The sequence below is a fragment of the Ruegeria sp. BJ3 genome, from assembly GCF_056535665.1.
The window spans coordinates 3094183-3116479 of sequence record NZ_JBQFIT010000001.1; the positions used below are offsets into that span (position 1 = coordinate 3094183).

Below are 22297 nucleotides of genomic sequence, written 5' to 3' on the forward strand. Positions count from 1 at the left end.
GTGTTAGAGGGCAATGCGGGCGACGGCGAAGATACCTGCCGCCGCGGCGCCATATGAGAGACACTTCACGAGAATGATCAGAACCTTTTCCATTGTGCCGTGCACATAGTCCTCGATCATCACCTGGGCACCATCAGCGAAATGCTTGAACCCGACGGCCAGCGTCAGAGCCGCCACGATCGCCGGGAATGGCCGCGAGTAATAGTCCAGCACCACGTCAAAGGGCTGTCCCAGCGTGGGGCCGAATGTGAAGACAAAAAGCGGGACAAGGATCAGCAGCGCAACCGAGCTGACCTTCATCGCCCAAAAGTGTTCGGTACCCGACTTGGCCGATCCCAGGCCTACGGCGCGTTTGCGGTCGGTAAGATAACGCATGTCAGCCTCCCTCAGGCAACGATCAACAGTGTCAGAAAAGTCAGCACGAAAGAGCCGATCACAACCGCCCAGCCCAGCTTGTAGGCTGTCGGGATATCCAGTCCGATCGCGTTGTCCCAGATTAGGTGCCGGATACCGGCCAGCGTGTGGTACCAAAGACCCCAAAGCGACAGTGCCATGACCAAGTCCCCGAGGAGCGACGTGATCACACCATTGGCGCGATCAAAGGCTTCGGGCGACGTGGCTGCGGCCAGGAACCACCAGACGATCAACAGCGCGGCCACCAACATGGCGTTGCCGGTGATCCGGGTCAGGATGGAAGTGACAGAGGTCAACTGCGGACGATAGATCGACAGATGCGGCGATAGCGGGCGGTTCCCCCGATTGACATCGGCCATGGCGGCTCCTTTTGAGGTTGGCTACCGAAGTTTTTACTCCATTTTGCGACCCTGTCACGCGCTGCGCGTGCAAAAAAGATCAAATCGCCCGCAATTCGGCCGATAATTCGGAAACGTGATCACACAAAATATTCTCGTGATCACAAAATGCATTCCAACCCTCCAATGTTAGCGTTTTCAAGGGTCAAGCAATGTGATCACGAATCTTTCTGCGTTCAGCGCAGATCGGCAGTCTGCCGCGTGACTTCACGCAGAAGTTTTTTCCGGATCCGTTCGGGATAGTCCTTGAAACCGGCAGCCGATACGACGAAGGCCCCTTCGCCGACTATGACGTTTTCAAAGAAATAGGCCGTCAGGTCTGGTTCGCTCTCCTCGATAGCAATTGCGTTCACCGTAATCCCCTGACGGCGCAAAAGGTCCCGGATCTCGGTGGGTTCAACCCCTTCGTTCGAGACGCCGTCTCCCGAGATGTCGATCAGATGACGCTTGCACTCGGGCACCTCGAGAAAGCTGTTCACGGTCATTTCCAGCGCCTCACCGATCGCGGTCGAGAAATTGCGCCAGACACGCGGATCGGCCGACACTTTTGCTGCAAACGCATCCAGTGCGTCGAACCCGTCAATTTTGGTCCAGGGGATGGTGATCCGCTGCCGCGAGGTCCCGGTCCATTGCACCAGCATCAACCGGGCCTGGCCGCGCACCAGCGCCTCGGACACGACCGGATCGCGCAGTCCGGCCGCCAGGCCATCCATCTGGATGCGGTATTCCGAACTGTCGACCGAGCCGGACACATCTACGGCCAGCGCCAGCGCCAGTTCGCAGGCCGACGCCGGGCGGGCAAGGCAGAGCGCGGCAGCAAGGATACGCAGACAAGACATGAGCCGAACCTAGCACGGTTCGGCCCGGTCGGGATCACAAGACTGTGGGGGCCAGCCCGCTCAGATCGGCATCAGCGCCCAATAGTCCAGATCCAGCAAGACGTCGGGGCTGTATTTTCCATCCGGGCCGCGCAGCGCAAAGGCCTCGCCGCCCTTGGTCGCCACCAGTCGCAACCGGATCGCACCCACGCCGGGCACGCCGGTTTCGGCCTTGTCCAGCACCTCGGACCACGCCTTGACGGTGTCTCCGGCGAAACAGGGGTTGGCATGGGCCCCGCCGTTCAAACCGGCGATCATCTGCGCATTGGCCAGCCCGTTGAACGACAGCGCGCGCGCCATCGAGATCACATGGCCGCCATAGATCAACCGCCCATCGGGGCGGAAGGTCAGGTCGAAATGCACCTTGGCAGTGTTCTGCCACAAGCGGGTGGCCAGCATGTGCTCGGCCTCTTCCACGGTCACGCCGTCGACATGGTCGATGGTCTCGCCGATCTGGTAGTCTCCCCAGCGGTGCGGTTCACCGGCCAGAGCAAAGTCGTATTTGCTCAAATCCAGCCCGCTCGGCACCACGAGGTCGCCGGGTTCCAGCGCTTTTTTCAGGTCCGGCAGCACGGTTTCGGGCGCCGGCACATCAAGGTTCGATTTCCGCACCATCACCCAGCGCACGTATTCGATGACCACCTCGTCGCGCTGGTTCAGCCCGCGCGTGCGCACCCAGACCACCCCGGTCTTGCCGTTCGAATTCTGCTTGAGGCCGATGACCTCGGATTCCGACCGCAAGGTGTCACCGGGATAGACCGGTTTCAGCCAGCGCCCCTCGGCATAGCCCAGGTTCGCAACCGCGTTCAGCGAGATGTCCGGCACCGTCTTGCCGAACACCACATGGAACGCCGCCAGATCGTCGATCGGGCTTTGCGGCAGGCCGCAGTTCCGGGCAAACTCGTCCGAGGAATAGAGCGCGTGGCGCGCGGGATAGAGCGCATGATAGAGCGCGCGCTCGCCCTCCGTCACGGTGCGGGGCACCGCGTGGTGCAGCACCTGCCCGATGGAGTAATCCTCGAAAAAGCGGCCCGGATTGGTTTTTGCCATTATTGCTGTCCCAGTTTCATGTCGGGGGAATAGTCGGCCGCGACCTCCTTGGTCACGGCCTGCGCACAGCGCATCTTGCTGGTGGACGGATCGAACGCATAGGCCGGAGAGCCGTGCAGCTCCCACCCTTTGGCCAGCGCCTCGGACACCTTGTGGCAGAAGTCCGAGGTGTCCTCTTCAGTCAGCAGTCGATAAAGTTTTGCCATCACATCACCTGCCTAGCCCGGGAACGGAGACGGGCCGACCAGCCCATGAATGTAGCCGATGATGCCCAGCAGCACGATCGAGGCCACGAAGAACATCGCATCCTTGCCCAGCGTTCCGGGCTCGCCCGGGGTCCAATCGGGCTCGGACTTGTTGATGACGATCACTTCGACCACGGCCCAGGCCAACAGGCCGCCGAACAGGATGATCGACGCCAGATCACCATTGACCAGCAGATGCGCAAAGGCCCAGAGCTTGAACCCGCCCAGCATCGGGTGACGCACCTTGTTCAGCAATCTGCCCTTGGTTCCGGCAGGGCTCATCATCCAGATCGCGATCAGCACCAGCAGGTTGTTGATGTGGATCATGAAGCTGGGCGGTGCCCAGACATGGATGAAATCGGTCATGCGATAGCCGAAGATCATCAGCAGGATCGACACGACCAGCGCACCCGCGACCGCGCCCTTTCCGGCGTCACCCATGGCCGCGCGGCGGGCGGGCATCAGACGTTTGAACAGATGTGCGGCCCACCAAAGCGCCACGCCGAGAATGAGAAGAACGAAGCCCATGCTGGCTTACCCCGCTTGCAAAGCTGATATCGCCTCTGCTTTTGCCAGAATTTCACGGGCAGTTACAACGTGCAGGTTTTCCACGATCTTGCCGTCGACCACGGCAACGCCCTGTCCTTTGGCCTCGACCTCTTCGAAAGCGACGATCTGGCGGCGGGCCAGGTCGATCTCGGCCTCGGAGGGGGCGAAGGCGGTATTGGCGGTCTCGACCTGCGCGGGGTGGATCAGGGTCTTGCCGTCAAAGCCCATGTCGCGGCCCTGCGCACATTCGACGGCCAGCCCCTCGGTATCCTTGAACGCGTTGTAGACGCCATCGACGATCACCAGCCCCTCGGCCTTGGCGGCCAGCAGGCACAGGCCCAGCGAGGTCATCAGCGGCAGGCGGTCGGGGCGGAAGCGGGTCTGCAGTTCTTTCGTTAGATCGTTGGTGCCCATGACAAAGCCCGCCATCAGCGGATGGGCCGCGATCGCGGCCGCGTTCAGCATGCCGCGCGGGGTTTCCATCATCGCCCAGATCGGCAGGTCGCCGGTGATCGCGGCCAGCGCATCCACGTCGGTGGCCGAATTCACCTTGGGCAGCAGCACCACGTCGGCATCCATCTCGCGCACGGCCTCGGCATCGGCGCGGCCCCACGGGGTGTCGAGGCCGTTGATTCGAACGATCTTGACGCGCGGGCCGTATCCGCCCGTCGTCAGCGCGGCCTTGAGCGTTTCGCGCGCATTGTCCTTTTCATCAGCGGCAACCGCGTCTTCCAGATCGAAGATAATGGCATCGACCGGCAGCGAGCGCGCCTTGTCGAGCGCCCGCTCCTTGGAGCCGGGGATATACAGAACAGAGCGGTAGGGGCGCTGGCGGGGGTCCATGGGAACCTCTCGTTGAAATAAAGTTGCGCAGAATGGGGCATTTTTTGCCGGAAACTTCAAGGCTAAAATCGCCGCATTGCAGCATGCGACGCAACGCGCGGTGGTTTTACCGCAATTGCAGAGGGTTCCGGCAGCTTTGGTCCAGTCAACAGGCGAAGGGGGCCGGAGATGAATCAGTGGTTGTTTCAGATGACGATGGGGCTGGGCATCATGGTGCTGGCGGCGCAGCAGGTGCAGGCGCAGTCGCCGAACTGTGCGCCCCGGCCGGACGTGCTGCAGCGGTTGGCCGAGACCTATGGCGAGACCCGGCGCGGCATCGGCATGGCGCGGCAGGGGGCGGTGATGGAAGTCTTTGCCTCGGACGAAACCGGCACATGGACCATCACCGTGACCTTGCCGGATGGCATGACCTGCCTGATCGCGGCAGGCGAGGCCTATGAGGTGATCGCCGAGGCGCTGCCGCCCGATGCCTGAGGGTCAGGTCAACGCGTCCCAGATCAGTTTCGTGCCGGTCAGGGTCAGCAGAACGTAGGCGATGCCGAAGAACAGGCGCTCGGACATCATCCAGTGGGCGCGCACGCCCAGCCAGGCACCGAGGATGGCAAAGGGGGTCAGCAGCAGGTCGGCCCAGGCGGTCTGCAGGGTGAACATGCCCAGATAGGCATAGGGGACAAACTTGGCGATGTTGATGACCCAAAAGACCAGCACGGTGGTGGCCTGGAACTCGGTTTTCGTCAGGCGCTGCGACAGCAGATAGACGGCAGCGGGCGGGCCGCCGGCGTGGCTCACGAAGCTGGTGAACCCGGCGACCATCCCCGCGAACAGCCCGGCCGGGGGCGGCAGGCGGTTGGCGAAGCCACGCACCCAGCCGCGGGTTTGGGCGACGTGCCAGATCACGAAGCCCACCGAAATGCCCCCGATCAGCAGGCGCAGCAGGTCTTCGTCGGTCGCCCGGTACAGCAGCGCGCCCAGCACCACGCCCGGCACCGCGCCCAGCATCAGCAAGCGGGCGTCGGGCCAGCTCCAGCGTTTCCAGTAGGGGCGCAGCGTTGCCAGATCAATCACCATCAGGATCGGCAACATCAGCGCCAGCGCCTGCCCCGGGTCAAGGATCAGCGCCAGAATCGATGAGGACGCAAAGGCCACGCCCGAGCCGAAGCCACCCTTGGAGATGCCCGCAAAGATCACGGCCGGGATCGCCACGGCAAAAAACATCAGGTTCAATTCGACCATGCGGCGGCCCCGAAACGGCTTGTCCTGCGGGTGGTTTAGCGCAACCGGCGGGGGGCAGGCAAACGGTATGCGGTCGCATGCCGCGCTGCAGAACCCTTGCGCAACGGCGTTTTAACGACTAGCAAACCGTCGATTTCAAAACCGACCGGAGATATTCCAAATGGCCAGACCCAAGATCGCGCTGATCGGCGCAGGTCAGATCGGGGGCACGCTTGCCCACCTCGCAGCAATGAAGGAACTGGGGGATGTCGTTCTGTTCGACATCGCCGAGGGCATCCCGGAAGGCAAGGCGCTGGACATCGCCGAATCCGGCCCGTCCGAGGGCTTTGACGCCAAGCTGAAGGGCACCCAGTCCTACGAGGACATCGCCGGTGCCGATGTCTGCATCGTGACCGCCGGTGTGCCGCGCAAACCGGGCATGAGCCGCGATGACCTGCTGGGCATCAACCTGAAGGTCATGAAGTCGGTCGGTGAAGGCATCGCCGCCAATGCACCCGACGCTTTCGTCATCTGCATCACCAACCCGCTGGACGCGATGGTCTGGGCGCTGCGCGAATTCTCGGGCCTGCCCCACAACAAGGTCTGCGGCATGGCCGGCGTGCTGGACTCGGCCCGTTTCCGCCACTTCCTGGCCGAAGAGTTCGACGTATCGATGAAAGACGTCACCGCCTTTGTTCTGGGCGGCCATGGCGACACGATGGTACCGTCGGTGCGTTATTCGACCGTTGCGGGCATCCCGCTGCCCGACCTGGTCAAGATGGGCTGGACCACGCAAGAGAAGCTGGACGCAATCGTGCAGCGCACCCGTGACGGCGGCGCCGAGATCGTCGGCCTGCTGAAGACCGGATCGGCCTACTACGCGCCTGCAACCTCGGCGATCGAGATGGCCGAAGCCTATCTGAAGGATCAGAAGCGCGTTCTGCCCTGCGCCGCCTATTGCGATGGCGAGTTGGGCGTTAAGGGCATGTATGTGGGCGTCCCGACCGTGATCGGCGCCGGCGGCATCGAAAAGGTCGTCAACATCCAGCTCAATGAAGAAGAGCAGGCCGGTTTCGACAATTCGGTCAACGCCGTGAAAGGTCTGATCGAGGCCTGCAAGGGCATCGACAGCTCATTGGCCTGATACATTGATCGGATCTTTGGACCCCACCAAAGATCCGGCCAAAGGCATGACACCCTGCCCCGCTGGCTCCAACCGGCGGGGCATTTCTTTTTTGGCCCTCGAGTTCTATCGGAACATCCCAAGCCACCTGGCTACTCCCAGAAGCATCCCGCCAAGTGCGACCAGCAAGGCGCAAACGACCCAGAACGCATTCGGACTTTCGGCGCCGGGAATGCCACCGACATTGATCCCCAGAACACCCGCCACCAGGCCCAGCGGCAGAAAGACCGCGCTGACCACTGACAGAACGAGCATACGGTTGTTCATACGTTCGGCCCGTTCATCCATCAGCTGATCGTGTATGATCTGAACCCGTTCCCGTACAGCCGCCAAATCCTCGCCGATCCGGTAGATGCGCTCCGAGGCTTCGCGCAACCGCGACCGGTCGTGAGCCTGCAGCCACGGCACGTCTTCAATCTCGAGCGTCGTCAGCGCGTCGCGCTGGGGTACCAGATACCGGCGCAGAACGATGGAGGACCTGCGGATCGCCGCCAGCTCGGCCCGAGAAATCTCGGCATTCGCCTCGAGAAGCGCCTCCTCGAGGTCATCCACACGTTCGTTCAGATCAGTGATCGAAGGTTCGGCCCTATCTGCCAGCCGCAAGGCCAAGCGCGCGACGAAGTCACCCGGCGATTTCGGTGCCTGCCCGCGGTCGATTGCCGCCAGCATGTCCGCAACCGCATCCAAGGGGCGGCGCCAGACACCGATGATCTTGTTCTCCGTCAACCACAGCCTGACCGAGATCATGTCTTCGGGCGGTTGCCCTTCTTGCAGGTTCACTCCGCGCAGGTTCAGGATTACGCCATCGCCATGGACGGTACAGCGGGGCCGGGTCTCGTCCGCCGTCAGAGCGTCGATCACGAACTCATCAAGCCCGCCGGCGCGCAGAAGCGGAACCGTGCCTGGTGCTTCCAGCCTCAGGTGTTGCCAAGCGAACTGCCCCTCCGGTCCGGCCGGTATCCAGCTGGCAAATTCATCGGCGTCCAGTGACACAGCTTTGCCGGATCCGTCGAAGATCCAGGTCATGACATCGGGGAAATCTGGGTTCGGCACTGTCATCTGCTCGGAGCTTGTTCATGTTTGACCTGCCCGACCCAACCGGACCCACACAGGCCCGGTCAGATTAGCCAGCCTGCGAGAATGCGCCAAGCCCCGAAAGCCTGACAGGTCCGGTCCCGCCACTTCGAACGCTATCGGAAATGTTGGCGCAAACGGGTTGCGAACACGGTCTTCGAATATGTTTTCAAAGCCTATTCTGACTCGCTCGAATCATTTTTTGGCACCGGTTTGTTTGTGATCACACCCCGAAAATGTGTGATCACAAATGCTGAAAATCTTCGGTAAATAACCCGATCCAGACAGAAAACCCTTTAATTTTTACCGCTAGACACCCCTATAACGATCTAATCGCAGTCAGACGGGACAGTTTCGATGAACATTCACGAATATCAGGCCAAGGCTCTTCTTCGCAGCTATGGCGCTCCGGTCTCCGACGGACGTGCAGTTCTGCGCGCCGAGGAAGCCAAAACAGCCGCCGGTGAACTGGACGGCCCCCTTTGGGTGGTCAAGGCACAGATCCACGCGGGCGGCCGCGGCAAAGGTCACTTCAAAGAGGCCGATGCCGGTGAAAAAGGCGGTGTCCGTCTGACCAAATCGGTGGAAGAAGCCGCCGAAGAAGCCAAGAAGATGCTGGGCCGCACGCTGGTCACCCACCAGACCGGCCCCGTAGGCAAGCAGGTCAACCGCGTTTACATCGAGGCCGGCTCGGGCATCGAGCGCGAGCTGTACCTGGCCCTGCTGGTGGACCGCCAGACCAGCCGCATCTCGTTCGTGTGCTCGACCGAAGGCGGTATGGACATCGAAGAAGTAGCCGCGGCGACACCCGAGAAAATCCTGTCCTTCTCGGTTGACCCGGCCACTGGGTACCAGCCGTATCACGGCCGGCGCATCGCCTTCTCGCTGGGTCTGGAAGGCGCGCAGGTCAAGCAATGCGTGCGTCTGATGGGCATCCTGTACAAGGCCTTCGTCGAGAAGGACATGGAGATGCTGGAGATCAACCCGCTGATCGTGGCCGAAGGCGGCGACCTCAAGGTGCTGGACGCCAAGCTGAGCTTTGACGGCAACGCGGTCTACCGCCACCCCGACATCGCCGAACTGCGCGACACCACCGAGGAAGACCCCAAGGAACTGGAAGCCAGCAAATACGACCTGAACTACATCGCGCTGGACGGCGAGATCGGCTGCATGGTCAACGGTGCGGGTCTGGCGATGGCGACGATGGACATCATCAAGCTGTACGGTGCGGAGCCTGCCAACTTCCTCGACGTCGGCGGCGGCGCCACCAAAGAGAAAGTGACCGAGGCGTTCAAGATCATCACGTCTGATCCCAACGTCAAAGGCATCCTCGTCAACATCTTCGGCGGCATCATGCGCTGTGACGTCATCGCCGAGGGCGTGGTCGCCGCGGTGAAAGAGGTCGGCCTGCAGGTTCCGCTGGTCGTGCGTCTGGAAGGCACGAATGTCGAAAAAGGCAAAGAGATCATCAACACCTCTGGCCTGGACGTGATCGCGGCGGACAACCTGAAAGACGGTGCCGAGAAGATCGTGAAGGCAGTCAAAGGCTGAACCCGATAAATCAGGGCGGGTCGCGGCCCGCCATTCCGATGAATGCTGGCGGGTCAGATCCCGCCGAAAACAGGAGAACGCCAAATGGCAGTCCTCATCGACGAAAATACCAAAGTGATCTGTCAGGGCTTTACCGGCTCGCAGGGCACATTCCACTCTGAACAGGCCATCGCCTATGGCACCAAGATGGTCGGCGGTGTGACCCCGGGCAAAGGCGGGATGGAGCATCTGGGCCTGCCCGTGTTCAACTCGGTCCACGAAGCCAAGCACGTGACCGAAGCCAACGCCACCGTGATCTATGTGCCGCCTCCGTTTGCCGCGGATTCGATCCTCGAAGCCATCGACGCCGAGATGGAAGTGATCGTCTGCATCACCGAAGGCATCCCGGTTCTGGACATGATGAAGGTGAAGCGCGCGCTGGAAGGCAGCAAATCGCGCCTGATCGGCCCGAACTGTCCCGGCGTCATCACGCCCGACGCCTGCAAAATCGGCATCATGCCCGGCCACATCCACAAGCGCGGTTCGGTCGGCGTCGTGTCGCGTTCCGGTACCCTGACCTATGAGGCGGTCAAGCAGACCACCGATGTGGGTCTGGGCCAGTCCACCTGCGTGGGCATCGGCGGCGACCCGATCAAAGGCACCGAGCATATCGACGTGCTGGAATGGTTCCTGGCCGATGACGAGACCGAGTCGATCATCATGATCGGCGAGATCGGCGGCTCGGCCGAGGAAGAAGCCGCGCAGTTCCTGGCGGATGAGGCCAAGAAGGGCCGCAAGAAGCCGGTTGCCGGTTTCATCGCCGGCCGCACGGCACCTCCGGGCCGCCGCATGGGCCACGCGGGCGCGATTGTTGCCGGCGGCAAAGGTGGTGCCGAGGACAAGATCGAAGCCATGCGCAGCGCCGGCATCGTCGTGGCCGAAAGCCCGGCGCAGCTGGGCGAGGCTGTGCTGGAAGCAATCGGCAAGTAAACCGCCGGCCCCTTGAGCGGGCTGGCCTCAGCGGAGCGAAACACATGACCTTCAACGAAGCCGTCAAAACGTGTTTCTCCAAATACTTCACATTCTCGGGGCGGGCCTCTCGCCCCGAGTATTGGTATTTTTTCCTATTCATTCTGGTCTGGAGCGCAATCGCCACGGTGATCGACTGGCATTTCTTCGGGCAGGTCACGACTGTGCAATCCGAAGGCTCGGTCGAGGTGACCGCCACATCCAGCCAGCCGGTGCAGAGCATCGTGTCCCTGATCGTGTTCTTTCCGCATCTGGCCGTGGCGTGGCGGCGCATGCATGACACCGGGCGCAACGGTCTCTATGCGCTGCTGCCGATCCTTTTGATCCTTGGGGCTTTTGCCGTTCTGGTCTTCGGCATCGGCCTCGCCTCAAGCTTCCAGCATGGCGGAAGCCTCGACATCCTGTTCACGCGCGCCACGCTGCTGATCGTCATTCCGACACTGCTTGTTCTTCTCGTGTCGCCCCTCCTGGTTCTGTGGTGGCTGTCCCGCCCCAGCCAGCCAGGCACCAACAAATACGGTCCCAACCCATATGAGGTAACCCAATGACCGAACACTCGCCCAATTCTGCCTTCCATGCCTCGAGCTTCATGCAGGGGCACAATGCCGAGTACCTGGAGCAGCTATACGCCCAGTACACAAAGGATCCCGGCGCGATCGATGCGGCCTGGGCCGAGTTTTTCCGGCAGATGGGAGACGCGGCACCGGACGTCCAGAAAGAGGCCGAAGGGCCTTCGTGGGCGCGCTCCGACTGGCCGCCGATGCCGAATGATGACCTGACCGGCGCCCTGACCGGTGAGTGGATTGAGGTCGACGCCAAGGCAGCGGGCAACAAGATCAAGGAAAAGGCCGCCAAGGCTGGGGTTGATGTCAGCGACGAACAGATCAAGCGCGCCGTTCTGGATTCGATCCGCGCGCTGATGCTGATCCGGGCCTATCGGATCCGGGGTCACCTGGCCGCTGATCTGGACCCGCTGGGCATGCGCGCCGCGACCAACCATCCCGAGTTGGACCCCAAGACCTATGGCTTTACCGATGCCGACATGGACCGGCCGATCTTCATCGACAACGTGCTGGGTCTGCAGATGGCCAGCATGCGCCAGATCGTCGAAATCGTGAAACGCACCTATTGCGGCACTTTCGCGCTGCAGTACATGCACATCTCGAACCCCGAGGAGGCCGCCTGGCTGAAAGAGCGGATCGAAGGTTATGGCAAGGAAATCTCGTTCACGCGGGAAGGCCGCAAGGCGATCCTGAACAAGATGGTCGAGGCCGAGGGCTTTGAGAAGTTCCTGCATGTGAAATACATGGGCACCAAGCGGTTCGGTCTGGACGGAGGCGAGGCGCTGATCCCGGCGATGGAGCAGATCATCAAGCGTGGCGGCGCCCTGGGCCTGAGCGATATCGTGATCGGCATGCCGCACCGCGGACGTCTGAACATCCTGGCCAACGTGATGGGCAAACCCTACCGCGCCATCTTCAACGAATTCCAGGGCGGCAGTTTCAAGCCCGAGGACGTGGATGGGTCGGGCGACGTGAAATATCACCTCGGTGCGTCCAGCGACCGTGAGTTTGACGGCAACACCGTGCACCTGTCGCTGACGGCGAACCCGTCCCACCTCGAAGCCGTGAACCCGGTCGTTCTTGGCAAGGTTCGGGCCAAGCAGGACCAGCTTGGTGACACCGACCGCAGCAAGGTCATGGGCATTCTTCTCCACGGCGACGCCGCCTTTGCCGGCCAGGGTGTCGTGGCCGAAGGCTTTGGCCTGTCCGGTCTGCGCGGTCACAAGACCGGCGGCACCATGCATATCGTCGTGAACAACCAGATCGGCTTTACCACCGCGCCGCATTTCTCGCGCTCCAGCCCGTATCCGACCGATATCGCGCTGATGGTCGAGGCGCCAATCTTCCACGTGAACGGCGACGACCCCGAGGCGGTGGTGCACGCGGCCAAGGTCGCGACCGAATTCCGCCAGAAGTTCCACAAGGACGTGGTCATCGACATCTTCTGCTATCGCCGGTTCGGTCACAACGAGGGCGATGAGCCCATGTTCACCAACCCGATCATGTACAAGAAGATCAAGACCCACAAAACCACGCTGTCGCTGTACACCGAGCGGCTGGTCAAGGACGGTCTGATCCCAGAGGGCGAGATCGAGGACATGAAGGCCGCCTTCCAGGCGCATCTGAACGACGAGTTCGAGGCCGGCAAGGACTACAAGCCCAACAAGGCCGACTGGCTGGATGGCCGGTGGTCGCATCTGGACAAGAACAAGGAAGAATATGTCCGCGGCGACACCGCAATCACGCCGGACACTCTGGCCGAGGTCGGCAAGGCGCTGGTGACGGTGCCCGAAGGCTTTGCCCTGCACAAGACGGTAGGTCGCCTTCTTGAACACAAGAAACAGATGTTCGAAACCGGTCAGGGCTTTGACTGGGCCACCGGCGAGGCGCTGGCCTTCGGGTCGCTGCTGACCGAGGGCTATCCGGTACGCCTGTCGGGGCAGGACGCCACCCGCGGCACATTCAGCCAACGCCATTCGGGTTTCATCAACCAGGAGACCGAGGAGCGCTACTATCCCCTGAACCACATCCGCGCCGGGCAGTCGCAGTACGAAGTGATCGACTCGATGCTGTCGGAATACGCGGTGCTGGGCTTCGAATACGGCTATTCGCTGGCCGAGCCCAACGCGCTGGTTCTGTGGGAGGCCCAGTTCGGCGATTTCGCCAACGGCGCGCAGATCATGTTCGACCAGTTCATCAGCTCGGGCGAAAGCAAGTGGCTGCGCATGTCCGGTCTGGTCTGCCTGCTGCCGCACGGGTTCGAGGGGCAGGGCCCCGAGCACTCATCGGCGCGACTGGAGCGGTTCCTGCAGATGTGCGGCCAGGACAACTGGATCGTGGCCAACTGCACCACGCCTGCGAACTATTTCCACATCTTGCGCCGTCAGTTGCACCGCACCTTCCGCAAGCCGCTGATCCTGATGACGCCCAAATCGTTGCTGCGCCACAAGCTGGCAATCAGCAATGCCGAGGACTTCACCACCGGGTCCAGTTTCCACCGGGTGCTGTGGGACGACGCGCAAAAAGGCAACTCGGACACCCAGCTGGTGCCCGACGACAAGATCAAGCGCGTAGTGATGTGTTCGGGCAAGGTGTACTACGACCTGCTTGAGGAGCGCGACGCGCGCGGGATCGACGACGTCTACCTGCTGCGGATCGAGCAATACTATCCGTTCCCGGCCCATTCGCTGATCAACGAGCTTGAGCGGTTCAAACAGGCCGAGATGGTCTGGTGCCAGGAAGAGCCCAAGAACCAGGGCGCCTGGGGATTCATCGAACCCAACATCGAATGGGTCCTGTCCCGCATCGGTGCCAAGCACACCCGGCCAATCTATGCCGGCCGCGCCACTTCGGCCTCGCCCGCAACGGGTCTGGCCAGCCAACACAAAGCCCAACAAGAAGCGCTGGTGAACGAAGCGCTGACCATTGAAGGATAATTAACGATGACGATTGAAGTTCGTGTTCCCACGCTGGGCGAGTCCGTCACCGAAGCCACGGTCGCAACCTGGTTCAAGAAACCCGGCGATGCCGTCGCCGTGGATGAGATGCTGTGCGAGCTTGAGACGGACAAGGTCACCGTCGAGGTTCCGTCGCCTGCAGCCGGCGTGATGGGCGAGATCGTAGCCGCCGAAGGTGAGACGGTCGGCGTTGATGCTCTGTTGGCAACGATCCAGGCCGGCGAAGGTGCGGCCCCCGCTCCAAAAGCTGAAGCCGCGCCGGCAGCGGCTCCTGCGGCCTCGGGTGGCAGCGTCGACGTGATGGTTCCGACACTGGGTGAGTCCGTCACCGAAGCGACCGTATCGACCTGGTTCAAGAAGGTCGGCGATACCGTCGCACAGGACGAAATGCTGTGCGAATTGGAGACCGACAAGGTCTCGGTTGAGGTCCCAGCTCCGGCTGCGGGTGTACTCGCGGAGATCGTGGCCCCCGAGGGCGCGACGGTCGACGCGACCGCCAAGCTTGCCGTGATTTCGGGCGCTGAAGCAGGCGCCGCACCGGCTGCGCCGGCCGCGGCAGCCCCTGCCCCCGCAGCAGCCGCCACCGGCAAGGACGTGGCCAATGCGCCATCGGCCGAAAAGGCCATGGCCGAGGCCGGCCTGTCGGCCGATCAGGTCACCGGCACCGGCCGCGATGGTCGCATCATGAAGGAAGACGTGGCCCGCGCCGTTGCAACCGCCGCTGCCCCTACCGCGGTCGCTCCGGCACCGGCAGCAGCCCCGCGCGCTCCCGTAGCCGCCGAGGACGCCGCCCGCGAGGAACGCGTGCGCATGACGCGCCTGCGCCAGACCATCGCCAAGCGTCTGAAGGACGCGCAGAACACTGCCGCGATCCTGACCACCTACAACGAGGTGGACATGACCGAGGTGATGGCCCTCCGCAATCAGTACAAGGACCAGTTCGAGAAGAAGCATGGCGTCCGCCTGGGCTTTATGTCCTTCTTCACCAAGGCCTGCTGCCACGCGCTGAAAGAGGTGCCCGAGGTCAATGCCGAGATCGACGGCAATGACATCGTGTACAAGAACTACGTCCACATGGGCGTCGCCGCCGGCACTCCGCAGGGCCTGGTGGTTCCGGTGATCCGCGATGCGGACCGCATGTCGTTCGCCGAGATCGAGAAAGCCATCGCCGAGAAGGGCAAACGCGCCCGTGACGGCAAGCTGAGCATGGCCGAAATGCAGGGCGGTACCTTCACCATCTCGAATGGAGGCGTCTATGGCTCGCTGATGTCCTCGCCGATCCTGAACCCCCCGCAGTCGGGCATTCTGGGCATGCACAAGATTCAGGAACGTCCGATGGTCATCAATGGCGAGATCAAGATCCGTCCGATGATGTATCTGGCGCTGTCCTATGACCACCGCATCGTCGACGGCAAGGGCGCGGTGACCTTCCTTGTGCGCGTGAAAGAGGCGCTGGAAGACCCGCGCCGTCTGCTGATGGATCTGTGATCATGGCGACGCACGTACTCTGGCAGGCCGACGTGGCCGATTTCGACGCCTGGCTGAAGGTGTTCCGCGAGGACAAGCCGATGCGCAAGGCGGCCGGGATTGTCGATCTGCACGTTTGGAAAGACCCCGAACAGCGCGATCATGCGGTTGCCCTGTTCGAGATTACCGATCTGGACCGGGCCCAGAGCTTCATCGAATCGGAAGAGCTGGCCATGCACCATGAACGTGGCGGCGTCGCGCATATTCAGGTGAAGGTTCTGACACCCGTCTGAACAGGCACCCAGGCGATCCACCCCGTGGGTCGCCTTTTCAAAAAAGAACACTCCGCGGATTTGGGAGAACAAAATGGCTAACTATGACGTCATCGTAATCGGCGCCGGTCCCGGCGGCTATGTCTGCGCCATCCGCTGCGCGCAGCTGGGCCTAAAAACCGCTGTCGTCGAAGGGCGCGAGACGCTGGGCGGCACCTGTCTGAACGTGGGCTGCATTCCGTCCAAGGCGCTGCTGCATGCCAGCCATCAGCTGCACGAGGCCGAGCACAACTTTGCCAAGATGGGCCTCAAGGGCAAAAGCCCCTCGGTCGACTGGAAGCAGATGCAGGCCTACAAGCAGGACGTGATCGACACCAACACCAAGGGCGTCGAGTTCCTGTTCAAGAAGAACAAGATCGACTGGCTCAAGGGCTGGGGCTCGATCCCGGCGGCGGGCAAGGTCAAGGTCGGTGACGAGGTGCACGAGGCCAAGAACATAATCATCGCCTCCGGCTCCGAGGCGGCCTCGCTGCCCGGCGTCGAGGTCGACGAGAAGGTCGTCGTGACCTCGACCGGCGCACTGGAGCTGAACAAGGTCCCGAAAAAGTTGGTGGTGATCGGCGCAGGCGTGATCGGGCTGGAACTGGGCTCGGTCTATCAGCGTCTGGGCGCCGAGGTAACGGTTATCGAATATCTCGACGTCATCACCCCGGGCATGGACCCCGAGGTGCAGAAGACCTTCCAGCGCATCCTGAAAAAACGGGGCATGAACTTCGTCATGGGCGCCGCCGTGCAAAAGACCGAGGCCACCAAGACCAAGGCCAAGGTGACCTACAAGCTGCGCAAGGATGACAGCGAGCACGTGATCGAGGCCGATACCGTTCTGGTCGCCACCGGGCGCAAGCCGTTCCATGACGGGCTGGGTCTGGATGCGCTGGGGGTCGAGCTGACTCCGCGCGGCCAGATCAAGGTCGGCAAGGACTGGCAGACCAACGTGCCGGGGATCTACGCCATCGGTGACGTGATCGAAGGCCCCATGTTGGCGCACAAGGCCGAGGACGAAGGCATGGCCGCCGCCGAAGTGGTCGCGGGCAAGCATGGGCACGTGAACTATGGCGTCATTCCGGGCGTGATCTACACCTGGCCCGAGGTTGCCAATGTCGGCGAGACCGAGGCCACGCTCAAAGAGCAGGGCCGCGCCTACAAGGTCGGCAAGTTCAGCTTTATGGGCAATGGCCGCGCCAAGGCGAACTTTGCCGCCGACGGGTTCGTCAAGATCCTGGCCGACAAGGAAACCGACCGCATCCTGGGCTGCCACATCATCGGTCCTGGCGCGGGCGACCTGATCCACGAGGTCTGCGTGGCGATGGAATTCGGCGCCTCGGCCGAGGATTTGGCTTTGACCTGCCACGCGCACCCGACCTATTCCGAGGCCGTGCGCGAGGCCGCGCTGGCCTGCGGCGATGGTCCGATCCACGCCTGATGAGTTCGTCTCCGGCGGTCAGGCCGCCGGAGACAGCCACGCCCGCAGATAGGTTTCCAGCCGGTCGGTGAATGTCGTCGCCGAATGCAGGGCGCAGAATTTCAGTGACATCGCCTGGATGGCAAAGGCCTGCACGCCCTCGGCCAGCAGTTCTGACGGCACGTCCTGCCGGACCTCGGCCTGATCCAGCCACATCATCACGATCCGGAAGTATTTCTCGAAGCAATAGGCGATCGGCCCGATTTCAGAGATCGCGGCGGCGCCGGAATAGCGGATCAGCAGGTCGAACACATAGCGTTCGGACATCATGAAATCATGCACCGGGGCCAGGGCCTCGATGACCTGGGGCACGGTTTTCGGCGGTTCCGCCGCCTGCGCCTGATCCAGACAAGCGTCCAGTTTTTCGCCGATCAGGATCTCCATCAGCGCGTCCTTGTCGTGGAAATGGGCAAAGAAGGTGCCCTTGGCCACGCCGGCAGCCTGCACCACCTCTTCCACGCGCAACGCCTGGTATCCGTTCCTCCGCACCACGTCCGCCGCCGCCTGCAGCAGCGTGGCGCGGGTTTTCAGGGTTCGTTTCTGAATCGTCTTCCGCATGAGGCTTGTTCGCATGTTTTTTGACCGTGGTCAAATTTAATATTGACCGTGGTCATTTTTTGATTCTATAAACTGACCGTGGTCAATTTTAGGAGAATCCCGATGCACCCTAAGAAAATTCTCATCCTCGACGGTCACCCCGCCGAAAGCAGCCTGTCGCGCACCTTTGCCGACACCTATGCCCAAGCCGCCCGTGCCAAGGGCCATGACGTGAAAACCGTTCACCTCAGCGAGCTGGAGTTCGATTTCGATTTCGGGCAGGGCAACTATCATGATTTCAAACCGCTGGAGCCGGTTCTGGAACAGGTTCTGCAGGACTTCGAGTGGAGCGATCACCTGGTTCTGACGACGCCCATGTGGTGGGGCGGCCTGCCCGCCAAGCTCAAGGGGCTGATCGACCGGATGTTCATCCCCGGCCGTACGTTCGACACCCGCAATCCCAACAAACTGGGATTCCCGGCGCCGATGCTCGACGGCCGATCGGCGCGCGTCATCATCACCTCGGACACGCCGGGCTGGTTCATGCGGCTGGTTTACCGCCGGGCATTGATTCACCAGATGCGCGGTCAGGTTCTGGGATTTGTCGGGTTCAAGCCGACGCGGTTCACCTGGTTTTCCGGTGCCAGCTACCCCAAGCAGGACAGCGTCCAGAAATGGATCGCACGGGTCACCCGGCTGGGCGCGACGGCAGCGTGATCACCACATCGTCTTTGCGGCGCGCGCGCCCCATTCGCGATCATAGCGTGCGCCGCCTTCCTCGCCCTGAGACACCTCGGCCAGAATCTCGCCCACCGTCGGCAACCCGGCGCTGTGATCGCCGCCGGTCCAGGTTTCAGCCCGCATCAGCGCGCGGGCGCATTGCGAGTAGATTTCCCAGATTTCGATAACGATCACCGTGGCCGGTTGCTTGCCCTTTTTCTCGAACCGGGCGCGCAGGTCGGCATCGGCCGTCAACCGGGCGGTACCGTTCACCCGCACCACGTTGTTCGAGCCGGGCACCATGAACATCAGCGCCACACGCGGATCGCGCACGATGTTGAGCAAGCTGTCCAGGCGGTTGTTGCCGCGCCAGTCGGGCAAGGCCAGGGTGCCGGGGTCCAGTTCCGTGACCACCGGGCCGTCATCGCCCCGGGGGCTGCCATCCACCCCTTCGGGCCCTACCGTGGACAGCACGCACAGCCGCGACGCCATGATCCATTTGCGGTAGAGCGGCGTCAGTTGCCGCGCAACCTTCCGCATCGAGGCCGCGCCGGGGGTGCCGTACAGCGCCTCGAGCGCGGTGATGTCATTGATGTACTGCATCCGGATCAAACCCCACTTCGCGCATCAGCGCGTTCGAACGCGTCTCGATCACCTCTTCCAGCCGGGCCAGGAACGAGTCGCGATCAACGCCCGGTTCGATCGGGTCGAGGAACTCGACGATCGCATGGCCGGGTTTGCGCAGAATCCCCGACCGAGGCCAGAAGACACCGACATTGGTGGCCGCCGGCACGCAGGGGAAGCCCAGCCCCTCGTACAGTACGGCGGTGCCGACCTTGTAGGGCTTGTAGACCCCCGGCGCCACGCGGGTGCCCTGCGGATAGATCACCAGTTGCCCGGGCTCGGTAAACTCTTTGGAAACGTCCTTGACCATCTTGGCCACTGCCGCGCCTCGCTTGCCGCGATTGACCGGGATACAGCCCAGACGACGGGCATACATGCCGATGATCGGGGTCCACAGCAGTTCGCGCTTCATGATGAACTTGCCATGGGGGATCGCGTCGAAGATCAGGATGATGTCGAAGAAAGATTGATGCTTGGCCGCGATCACCACCTCGCCCGTGGGCCCGTTGCCGCGCACCTCGCCGCGAATGCCCACCATCCAGCGCGCCAGCCATATGGTCGTGCGCGCATAGGTCTTGCAGGCGCGCAGGGCCCCGCGCTTGGAGAACAGCGCATAGGGCGCGAAGACCAGGCCCAGAACCGCCATCCATGCGTAGATCGTGACCATGAAGATCAGCGAGCGCACCCATTGGACCGCCATTGCCATCACGAAAGCTCCTTCAATTTGCGACGGGCCGCCGACCATGTCGCGGCAAAGGCCACGGCCGCGCCCAGAATGGGGATTACGGCGGGCAGCAGCCAGTCTGCACCCTGGAACCCAAGGCCGGTCAGGAAACCGCCCGCATCCGAGGCCTCGGGCAGCAGCAGCACCCCGGTCAGGCCCAGAACCGTCCCCACCACGGCACCGAAAAACGCGCGCCAGGTGAAGCGCCGCACGAAGGCACCGGCGATGAAACGGTCGCGTGCACCGACCTGACGCAGCACCTCGATGATCTGGGCGTTGGCCGCAAGCGAAGCATTGGCCGCAAGCGTGATCATCGCCGCCGTGGCCCCGCCGATCAGCAGGATCGAGATCCAGCCCAACCGCCGCAGCGAGGTGGCCGCATCGACCAGCGGCTCGCGCCAGCGGGAATGGTCATCCAGAACCGCACCTGGCACCTCGGCCGCCAGCCGCAGGCGCAGGCCCATCGTGTCCAACCCCGGCTCGCCCTCGATGATTTCGATGAGCTGCGGCACCGGCAGCGTGTCCAGCGGCAGGTCAGGTCCAAACCAGGGGGCCAGCAGCGCGGCCTGTTCTTCGGCGCTGAGCGCGCGGGCCGAGGCCACGCCCGAGGTCTGTTTCAGAACCTCCAGAGCGGCCTCCGTCTGCGCGGCACGCTGTTCAGCAGGCGCATTGATCCGCAGAGTGGCTGCTCCGGCCAGCTCCGAGGCCCAGCGATCGGCCAACCGGCCCGAGGCCAGCGACAGCGCAAGCGCGAATACTGTCAGAAAGGCCATCGCACCTGACACGAAAAGGGTCAGGTGCGCCGTAAATCCGGTTGGCGGCACGACGCGGTCAGCCCGGGCGTCCCGGCGCAGCAGGGCACGAATGTCATCGGCAATCATAGATCCGCCCCCGCCAGTTGCAGCCGCCGCTGCGAGATCCGAAGAACCCGGGCCTGCACCTGGCTTTTGGCCGCCCGGATCAAGCTCAGATCATGGGTGGCGATCACCACGGTCTTTCCCATGTGGTTCAGCTCGATCAGCAGACGCAGCAGACGCTGGGACATCTCCCAGTCGACGTTGCCGGTGGGTTCGTCGGCCAACACCACGTCCGGTGACAGGATGACCGCCCGCGCCAGTGCAGCCCGTTGCCGCTCGCCGCCCGAAAGCTCCGGCGGAAGTGCGTCCAGGCGGCCACCAAGACCGACCCAGGACAGGAGTTCGGTCAGATCTTCCTGCTCGGACTCGACAGAGCGTCCCGACACCATCAGTGGCAGGGCGACATTCTCAGCCAGAGTCATGTGGTCCAGAAACCGGCAGTCCTGATGAACGACACCGATGCGGCGGCGCAGCAGGGCCATCTGGTCCCGGTCCAGTCGGGCAATGTCCTGGTCAAAGGCGCTGATCCGCCCCGAACTGGCCAGCAACGCGCCATAGCAGAGTTTCAACAGGGTCGTTTTGCCCGCTCCGGACGGGCCGGTCAGAAAATGGAACGACCCCGGCTGCAACTGGACCGAGACATTGCTCAGCAGTTCACCGCCGCCATAGCTGTAGCTGACATTTTCAAGCTCGATCACGCCTGCCCTCAATATTGCTTGCGCCCTTCTTGCCCGAGCACGACCACGGTTTCAATGCCTGCACCGAGTCCATTTGGCGACACTTGATCCACCGGGCCGAAAACGCGCTTTGCTGTTTCGCCTTAACGGATTATCATTCTTGGAAAAACGACGACAGGCCGCCAGCGGCCGGGGAGGCAGTATGCGACTAACATGCCCGAACTGTAGTGCCCAGTACGAGGTTCCGGATGAGGTCATTCCGGAAGAAGGCCGAGACGTGCAATGCTCGAGCTGCGAGCAGACCTGGTTCCAACCCAAACACCCGGAGGCCGAGCCTGTCGCGGCCGAAACCGATGATGGTCCGGCCGAAAGCGCGCCTTCGGATGCGTCTGAGCAGCCAGCCGCCGAAGCTGCTGCGCCGGAACCAGAGCAGGCACAAGACGAACAGGTCGAAGCCGAACAGCCCGATCCCGAGGACGAAGCCCGGCCAGCCGCTCCGACCGGCAACGTCGATCCGGCCGTTGCGACAATCCTGCGAGAGGAAGCCGCGCGTGAGGCCGAACTGCGCGCCAAGGAAGGGTCCGGCCTGGAAAGTCAGCCGGATCTGGGCCTGGATCAGCAGCCGGAACCGGCCCCCAAGCCGACACCTCCTGCGGCGACCGAAACCGCCGCGGGAACCGGTCAGAAAGAGGCGCTGCCGGATGTGGACAGCATCAATTCGACTTTGCGCAGCGACGACGCACCCGCCGAGGCAGAGTCCGCCGAGGCCCCGCCGCGGAAATCGGGCGGGTTCCTGCGCGGCTTTGCGCTGATCCTGATCATCGGGGTCATCCTGTTCCTGATCTACGGCAACGCCCGCCAGATCAGCGAGGCGGTTCCCCAAGCCGAGCCCGTGTTGCAGTCGTATGTCTCGATGGTCGATCAGGCCCGGGTCTGGCTGGAATCGCAGGCTGGCTCCGCGACCGAGTAACT

The 22297-nt window shown here is 62.7% G+C and carries 25 protein-coding genes; 11 read left to right on the forward strand and 14 right to left on the reverse strand.

Features of this window, described 5'->3' with window-relative positions; genetic code table 11:
* Positions 1-3: 3 nt before the first annotated feature.
* The 7 genes from sdhD to ACR3EL_RS15605 all read right to left on the reverse strand — a co-directional run bounded on the left by sdhD (position 4) and on the right by ACR3EL_RS15605 (position 4377).
* Positions 4-375, reverse strand: coding sequence for a succinate dehydrogenase, hydrophobic membrane anchor protein (gene sdhD, locus ACR3EL_RS15575; protein WP_093963475.1), 372 nt, complete (start codon positions 373-375; stop codon positions 4-6).
* An 11-nt stretch (positions 376-386) separates the two neighbouring features.
* Positions 387-773 (reverse strand): succinate dehydrogenase, cytochrome b556 subunit, encoded by a 387-nt coding sequence (gene sdhC / locus ACR3EL_RS15580; protein ID WP_170343324.1) that lies wholly within the window; start codon positions 771-773, stop codon positions 387-389.
* A 215-nt stretch (positions 774-988) separates the two neighbouring features.
* Complete coding sequence (locus ACR3EL_RS15585) at positions 989-1651, reverse strand: DUF1194 domain-containing protein (protein ID WP_170406742.1); 663 nt, start codon at positions 1649-1651, stop codon at positions 989-991.
* A gap of 60 nt (positions 1652-1711) precedes the next feature.
* The gene (locus ACR3EL_RS15590; protein ID WP_480722214.1) at positions 1712-2740 is read right to left on the reverse strand and encodes a MaoC family dehydratase; all 1029 of its coding nucleotides are present in this window, start codon (positions 2738-2740) and stop codon (positions 1712-1714) included.
* Complete coding sequence (locus ACR3EL_RS15595) at positions 2740-2946, reverse strand: DUF1737 domain-containing protein (protein WP_170343327.1); 207 nt, start codon at positions 2944-2946, stop codon at positions 2740-2742. The genes ACR3EL_RS15590 and ACR3EL_RS15595 overlap by 1 nt, the downstream gene beginning before the upstream one ends.
* A gap of 12 nt (positions 2947-2958) precedes the next feature.
* On the reverse strand, positions 2959-3513 hold the full coding sequence (locus ACR3EL_RS15600; RefSeq protein ID WP_170343328.1) for an NnrU family protein: 555 nt from the start codon (positions 3511-3513) through the stop codon (positions 2959-2961).
* 6 nt (positions 3514-3519) lie between these two features.
* The gene (locus ACR3EL_RS15605) at positions 3520-4377 is read right to left on the reverse strand and encodes an HpcH/HpaI aldolase/citrate lyase family protein (protein WP_480722215.1); all 858 of its coding nucleotides are present in this window, start codon (positions 4375-4377) and stop codon (positions 3520-3522) included.
* A 168-nt stretch (positions 4378-4545) separates the two neighbouring features.
* Between ACR3EL_RS15605 and ACR3EL_RS15610 the strand changes: the two genes are divergently transcribed.
* Positions 4546-4851: a hypothetical protein gene (locus ACR3EL_RS15610; RefSeq protein WP_170456480.1), complete on the forward strand. Its 306-nt coding sequence runs from the start codon at positions 4546-4548 to the stop codon at positions 4849-4851.
* A 3-nt stretch (positions 4852-4854) separates the two neighbouring features.
* On the opposite strand, the gene ACR3EL_RS15615 is transcribed toward ACR3EL_RS15610, so the two are convergent.
* Positions 4855-5610, reverse strand: coding sequence for a sulfite exporter TauE/SafE family protein (locus tag ACR3EL_RS15615; protein ID WP_093963483.1), 756 nt, complete (start codon positions 5608-5610; stop codon positions 4855-4857).
* Positions 5611-5770: 160 nt separating this feature from the next.
* On the opposite strand from ACR3EL_RS15615, the gene mdh reads away from it, so the two are divergent.
* The gene (mdh, locus tag ACR3EL_RS15620) at positions 5771-6733 is read left to right on the forward strand and encodes a malate dehydrogenase (protein WP_170342201.1); all 963 of its coding nucleotides are present in this window, start codon (positions 5771-5773) and stop codon (positions 6731-6733) included.
* 105 nt (positions 6734-6838) lie between these two features.
* On the opposite strand, the gene ACR3EL_RS15625 is transcribed toward mdh, so the two are convergent.
* Positions 6839-7831 (reverse strand): zinc transporter ZntB, encoded by a 993-nt coding sequence (locus ACR3EL_RS15625; protein ID WP_170342203.1) that lies wholly within the window; start codon positions 7829-7831, stop codon positions 6839-6841.
* Between the two features lie 372 nt (positions 7832-8203).
* Between ACR3EL_RS15625 and sucC the strand changes: the two genes are divergently transcribed.
* From sucC to lpdA, 7 genes are all read left to right on the forward strand, one after another.
* On the forward strand, positions 8204-9397 hold the full coding sequence (sucC, locus tag ACR3EL_RS15630; protein WP_093963486.1) for an ADP-forming succinate--CoA ligase subunit beta: 1194 nt from the start codon (positions 8204-8206) through the stop codon (positions 9395-9397).
* Between the two features lie 84 nt (positions 9398-9481).
* Positions 9482-10366 carry a succinate--CoA ligase subunit alpha gene (sucD, locus tag ACR3EL_RS15635; protein WP_170342204.1) on the forward strand — a complete coding sequence of 295 codons (885 nt, stop codon included), beginning with the start codon at positions 9482-9484 and terminating at the stop codon, positions 10364-10366.
* Between the two features lie 44 nt (positions 10367-10410).
* Positions 10411-10953, forward strand: coding sequence for a DUF805 domain-containing protein (locus ACR3EL_RS15640; RefSeq protein WP_170360119.1), 543 nt, complete (start codon positions 10411-10413; stop codon positions 10951-10953).
* A complete protein-coding gene (locus ACR3EL_RS15645; RefSeq protein ID WP_480722216.1) occupies positions 10950-13904 on the forward strand; it encodes a 2-oxoglutarate dehydrogenase E1 component in 2955 nt (984 codons plus the stop codon). Before ACR3EL_RS15640 ends, ACR3EL_RS15645 begins: the two co-directional genes overlap by 4 nt.
* Before the next feature lie 6 nt (positions 13905-13910).
* Positions 13911-15413 (forward strand): 2-oxoglutarate dehydrogenase complex dihydrolipoyllysine-residue succinyltransferase, encoded by a 1503-nt coding sequence (gene odhB / locus ACR3EL_RS15650; RefSeq protein WP_170342210.1) that lies wholly within the window; start codon positions 13911-13913, stop codon positions 15411-15413.
* A gap of 2 nt (positions 15414-15415) precedes the next feature.
* Complete coding sequence (locus tag ACR3EL_RS15655) at positions 15416-15685, forward strand: hypothetical protein (RefSeq protein ID WP_170342212.1); 270 nt, start codon at positions 15416-15418, stop codon at positions 15683-15685.
* 73 nt (positions 15686-15758) lie between these two features.
* A complete protein-coding gene (lpdA, locus tag ACR3EL_RS15660; RefSeq protein ID WP_480722217.1) occupies positions 15759-17147 on the forward strand; it encodes a dihydrolipoyl dehydrogenase in 1389 nt (462 codons plus the stop codon).
* Between the two features lie 18 nt (positions 17148-17165).
* On the opposite strand, the gene ACR3EL_RS15665 is transcribed toward lpdA, so the two are convergent.
* Positions 17166-17744 (reverse strand): TetR/AcrR family transcriptional regulator, encoded by a 579-nt coding sequence (locus tag ACR3EL_RS15665; protein WP_480722219.1) that lies wholly within the window; start codon positions 17742-17744, stop codon positions 17166-17168.
* A gap of 102 nt (positions 17745-17846) precedes the next feature.
* On the opposite strand from ACR3EL_RS15665, the gene ACR3EL_RS15670 reads away from it, so the two are divergent.
* Entirely contained in the window at positions 17847-18440 is a 594-nt protein-coding gene (locus ACR3EL_RS15670) for an NAD(P)H-dependent oxidoreductase (protein WP_480722221.1), read from the forward strand.
* Here ACR3EL_RS15670 and ACR3EL_RS15675 read toward each other — a convergent pair whose 3' ends face one another.
* Genes ACR3EL_RS15675 through ACR3EL_RS15690 form a run of 4 tightly spaced genes read right to left on the reverse strand, consistent with a single transcriptional unit; the run spans position 18441 to position 21346 of the window.
* On the reverse strand, positions 18441-19046 hold the full coding sequence (locus ACR3EL_RS15675; protein ID WP_170369787.1) for a pyridoxamine 5'-phosphate oxidase family protein: 606 nt from the start codon (positions 19044-19046) through the stop codon (positions 18441-18443).
* Entirely contained in the window at positions 19030-19773 is a 744-nt protein-coding gene (locus ACR3EL_RS15680; protein WP_170369789.1) for a lysophospholipid acyltransferase family protein, read from the reverse strand. Before ACR3EL_RS15680 ends, ACR3EL_RS15675 begins: the two co-directional genes overlap by 17 nt.
* A complete protein-coding gene (locus tag ACR3EL_RS15685; protein WP_170369791.1) occupies positions 19773-20672 on the reverse strand; it encodes a cell division protein FtsX in 900 nt (299 codons plus the stop codon). Before ACR3EL_RS15685 ends, ACR3EL_RS15680 begins: the two co-directional genes overlap by 1 nt.
* Positions 20669-21346: a cell division ATP-binding protein FtsE gene (locus ACR3EL_RS15690; protein ID WP_170342228.1), complete on the reverse strand. Its 678-nt coding sequence runs from the start codon at positions 21344-21346 to the stop codon at positions 20669-20671. The genes ACR3EL_RS15685 and ACR3EL_RS15690 overlap by 4 nt, the downstream gene beginning before the upstream one ends.
* A 181-nt stretch (positions 21347-21527) precedes the next feature.
* Between ACR3EL_RS15690 and ACR3EL_RS15695 the strand changes: the two genes are divergently transcribed.
* The gene (locus tag ACR3EL_RS15695; protein ID WP_480722226.1) at positions 21528-22295 is read left to right on the forward strand and encodes a zinc-ribbon domain-containing protein; all 768 of its coding nucleotides are present in this window, start codon (positions 21528-21530) and stop codon (positions 22293-22295) included.
* Positions 22296-22297: the final 2 nt, after the last annotated feature.

Bases quoted from the DNA above. Each gene is read 5' to 3' on its own strand.
- sdhD (WP_093963475.1), bottom strand. From the start codon at position 375: ATGCGTTATCTTACCGACCGCAAACGCGCCGTAGGCCTGGGATCGGCC.
- sdhC (WP_170343324.1), bottom strand. From the start codon at position 773: ATGGCCGATGTCAATCGGGGGAACCGCCCGCTATCGCCGCATCTGTCG.
- ACR3EL_RS15585 (WP_170406742.1), bottom strand. From the start codon at position 1,651: ATGTCTTGTCTGCGTATCCTTGCTGCCGCGCTCTGCCTTGCCCGCCCG.
- ACR3EL_RS15590 (WP_480722214.1), bottom strand. From the start codon at position 2,740: ATGGCAAAAACCAATCCGGGCCGCTTTTTCGAGGATTACTCCATCGGG.
- ACR3EL_RS15595 (WP_170343327.1), bottom strand. From the start codon at position 2,946: ATGGCAAAACTTTATCGACTGCTGACTGAAGAGGACACCTCGGACTTC.
- ACR3EL_RS15600 (WP_170343328.1), bottom strand. From the start codon at position 3,513: ATGGGCTTCGTTCTTCTCATTCTCGGCGTGGCGCTTTGGTGGGCCGCA.
- ACR3EL_RS15605 (WP_480722215.1), bottom strand. From the start codon at position 4,377: ATGGACCCCCGCCAGCGCCCCTACCGCTCTGTTCTGTATATCCCCGGC.
- ACR3EL_RS15610 (WP_170456480.1), top strand. From the start codon at position 4,546: ATGAATCAGTGGTTGTTTCAGATGACGATGGGGCTGGGCATCATGGTG.
- ACR3EL_RS15615 (WP_093963483.1), bottom strand. From the start codon at position 5,610: ATGGTCGAATTGAACCTGATGTTTTTTGCCGTGGCGATCCCGGCCGTG.
- mdh (WP_170342201.1), top strand. From the start codon at position 5,771: ATGGCCAGACCCAAGATCGCGCTGATCGGCGCAGGTCAGATCGGGGGC.
- ACR3EL_RS15625 (WP_170342203.1), bottom strand. From the start codon at position 7,831: ATGACAGTGCCGAACCCAGATTTCCCCGATGTCATGACCTGGATCTTC.
- sucC (WP_093963486.1), top strand. From the start codon at position 8,204: ATGAACATTCACGAATATCAGGCCAAGGCTCTTCTTCGCAGCTATGGC.
- sucD (WP_170342204.1), top strand. From the start codon at position 9,482: ATGGCAGTCCTCATCGACGAAAATACCAAAGTGATCTGTCAGGGCTTT.
- ACR3EL_RS15640 (WP_170360119.1), top strand. From the start codon at position 10,411: ATGACCTTCAACGAAGCCGTCAAAACGTGTTTCTCCAAATACTTCACA.
- ACR3EL_RS15645 (WP_480722216.1), top strand. From the start codon at position 10,950: ATGACCGAACACTCGCCCAATTCTGCCTTCCATGCCTCGAGCTTCATG.
- odhB (WP_170342210.1), top strand. From the start codon at position 13,911: ATGACGATTGAAGTTCGTGTTCCCACGCTGGGCGAGTCCGTCACCGAA.
- ACR3EL_RS15655 (WP_170342212.1), top strand. From the start codon at position 15,416: ATGGCGACGCACGTACTCTGGCAGGCCGACGTGGCCGATTTCGACGCC.
- lpdA (WP_480722217.1), top strand. From the start codon at position 15,759: ATGGCTAACTATGACGTCATCGTAATCGGCGCCGGTCCCGGCGGCTAT.
- ACR3EL_RS15665 (WP_480722219.1), bottom strand. From the start codon at position 17,744: ATGCGGAAGACGATTCAGAAACGAACCCTGAAAACCCGCGCCACGCTG.
- ACR3EL_RS15670 (WP_480722221.1), top strand. From the start codon at position 17,847: ATGCACCCTAAGAAAATTCTCATCCTCGACGGTCACCCCGCCGAAAGC.
- ACR3EL_RS15675 (WP_170369787.1), bottom strand. From the start codon at position 19,046: ATGCAGTACATCAATGACATCACCGCGCTCGAGGCGCTGTACGGCACC.
- ACR3EL_RS15680 (WP_170369789.1), bottom strand. From the start codon at position 19,773: ATGGCAATGGCGGTCCAATGGGTGCGCTCGCTGATCTTCATGGTCACG.
- ACR3EL_RS15685 (WP_170369791.1), bottom strand. From the start codon at position 20,672: ATGATTGCCGATGACATTCGTGCCCTGCTGCGCCGGGACGCCCGGGCT.
- ACR3EL_RS15695 (WP_480722226.1), top strand. From the start codon at position 21,528: ATGCGACTAACATGCCCGAACTGTAGTGCCCAGTACGAGGTTCCGGAT.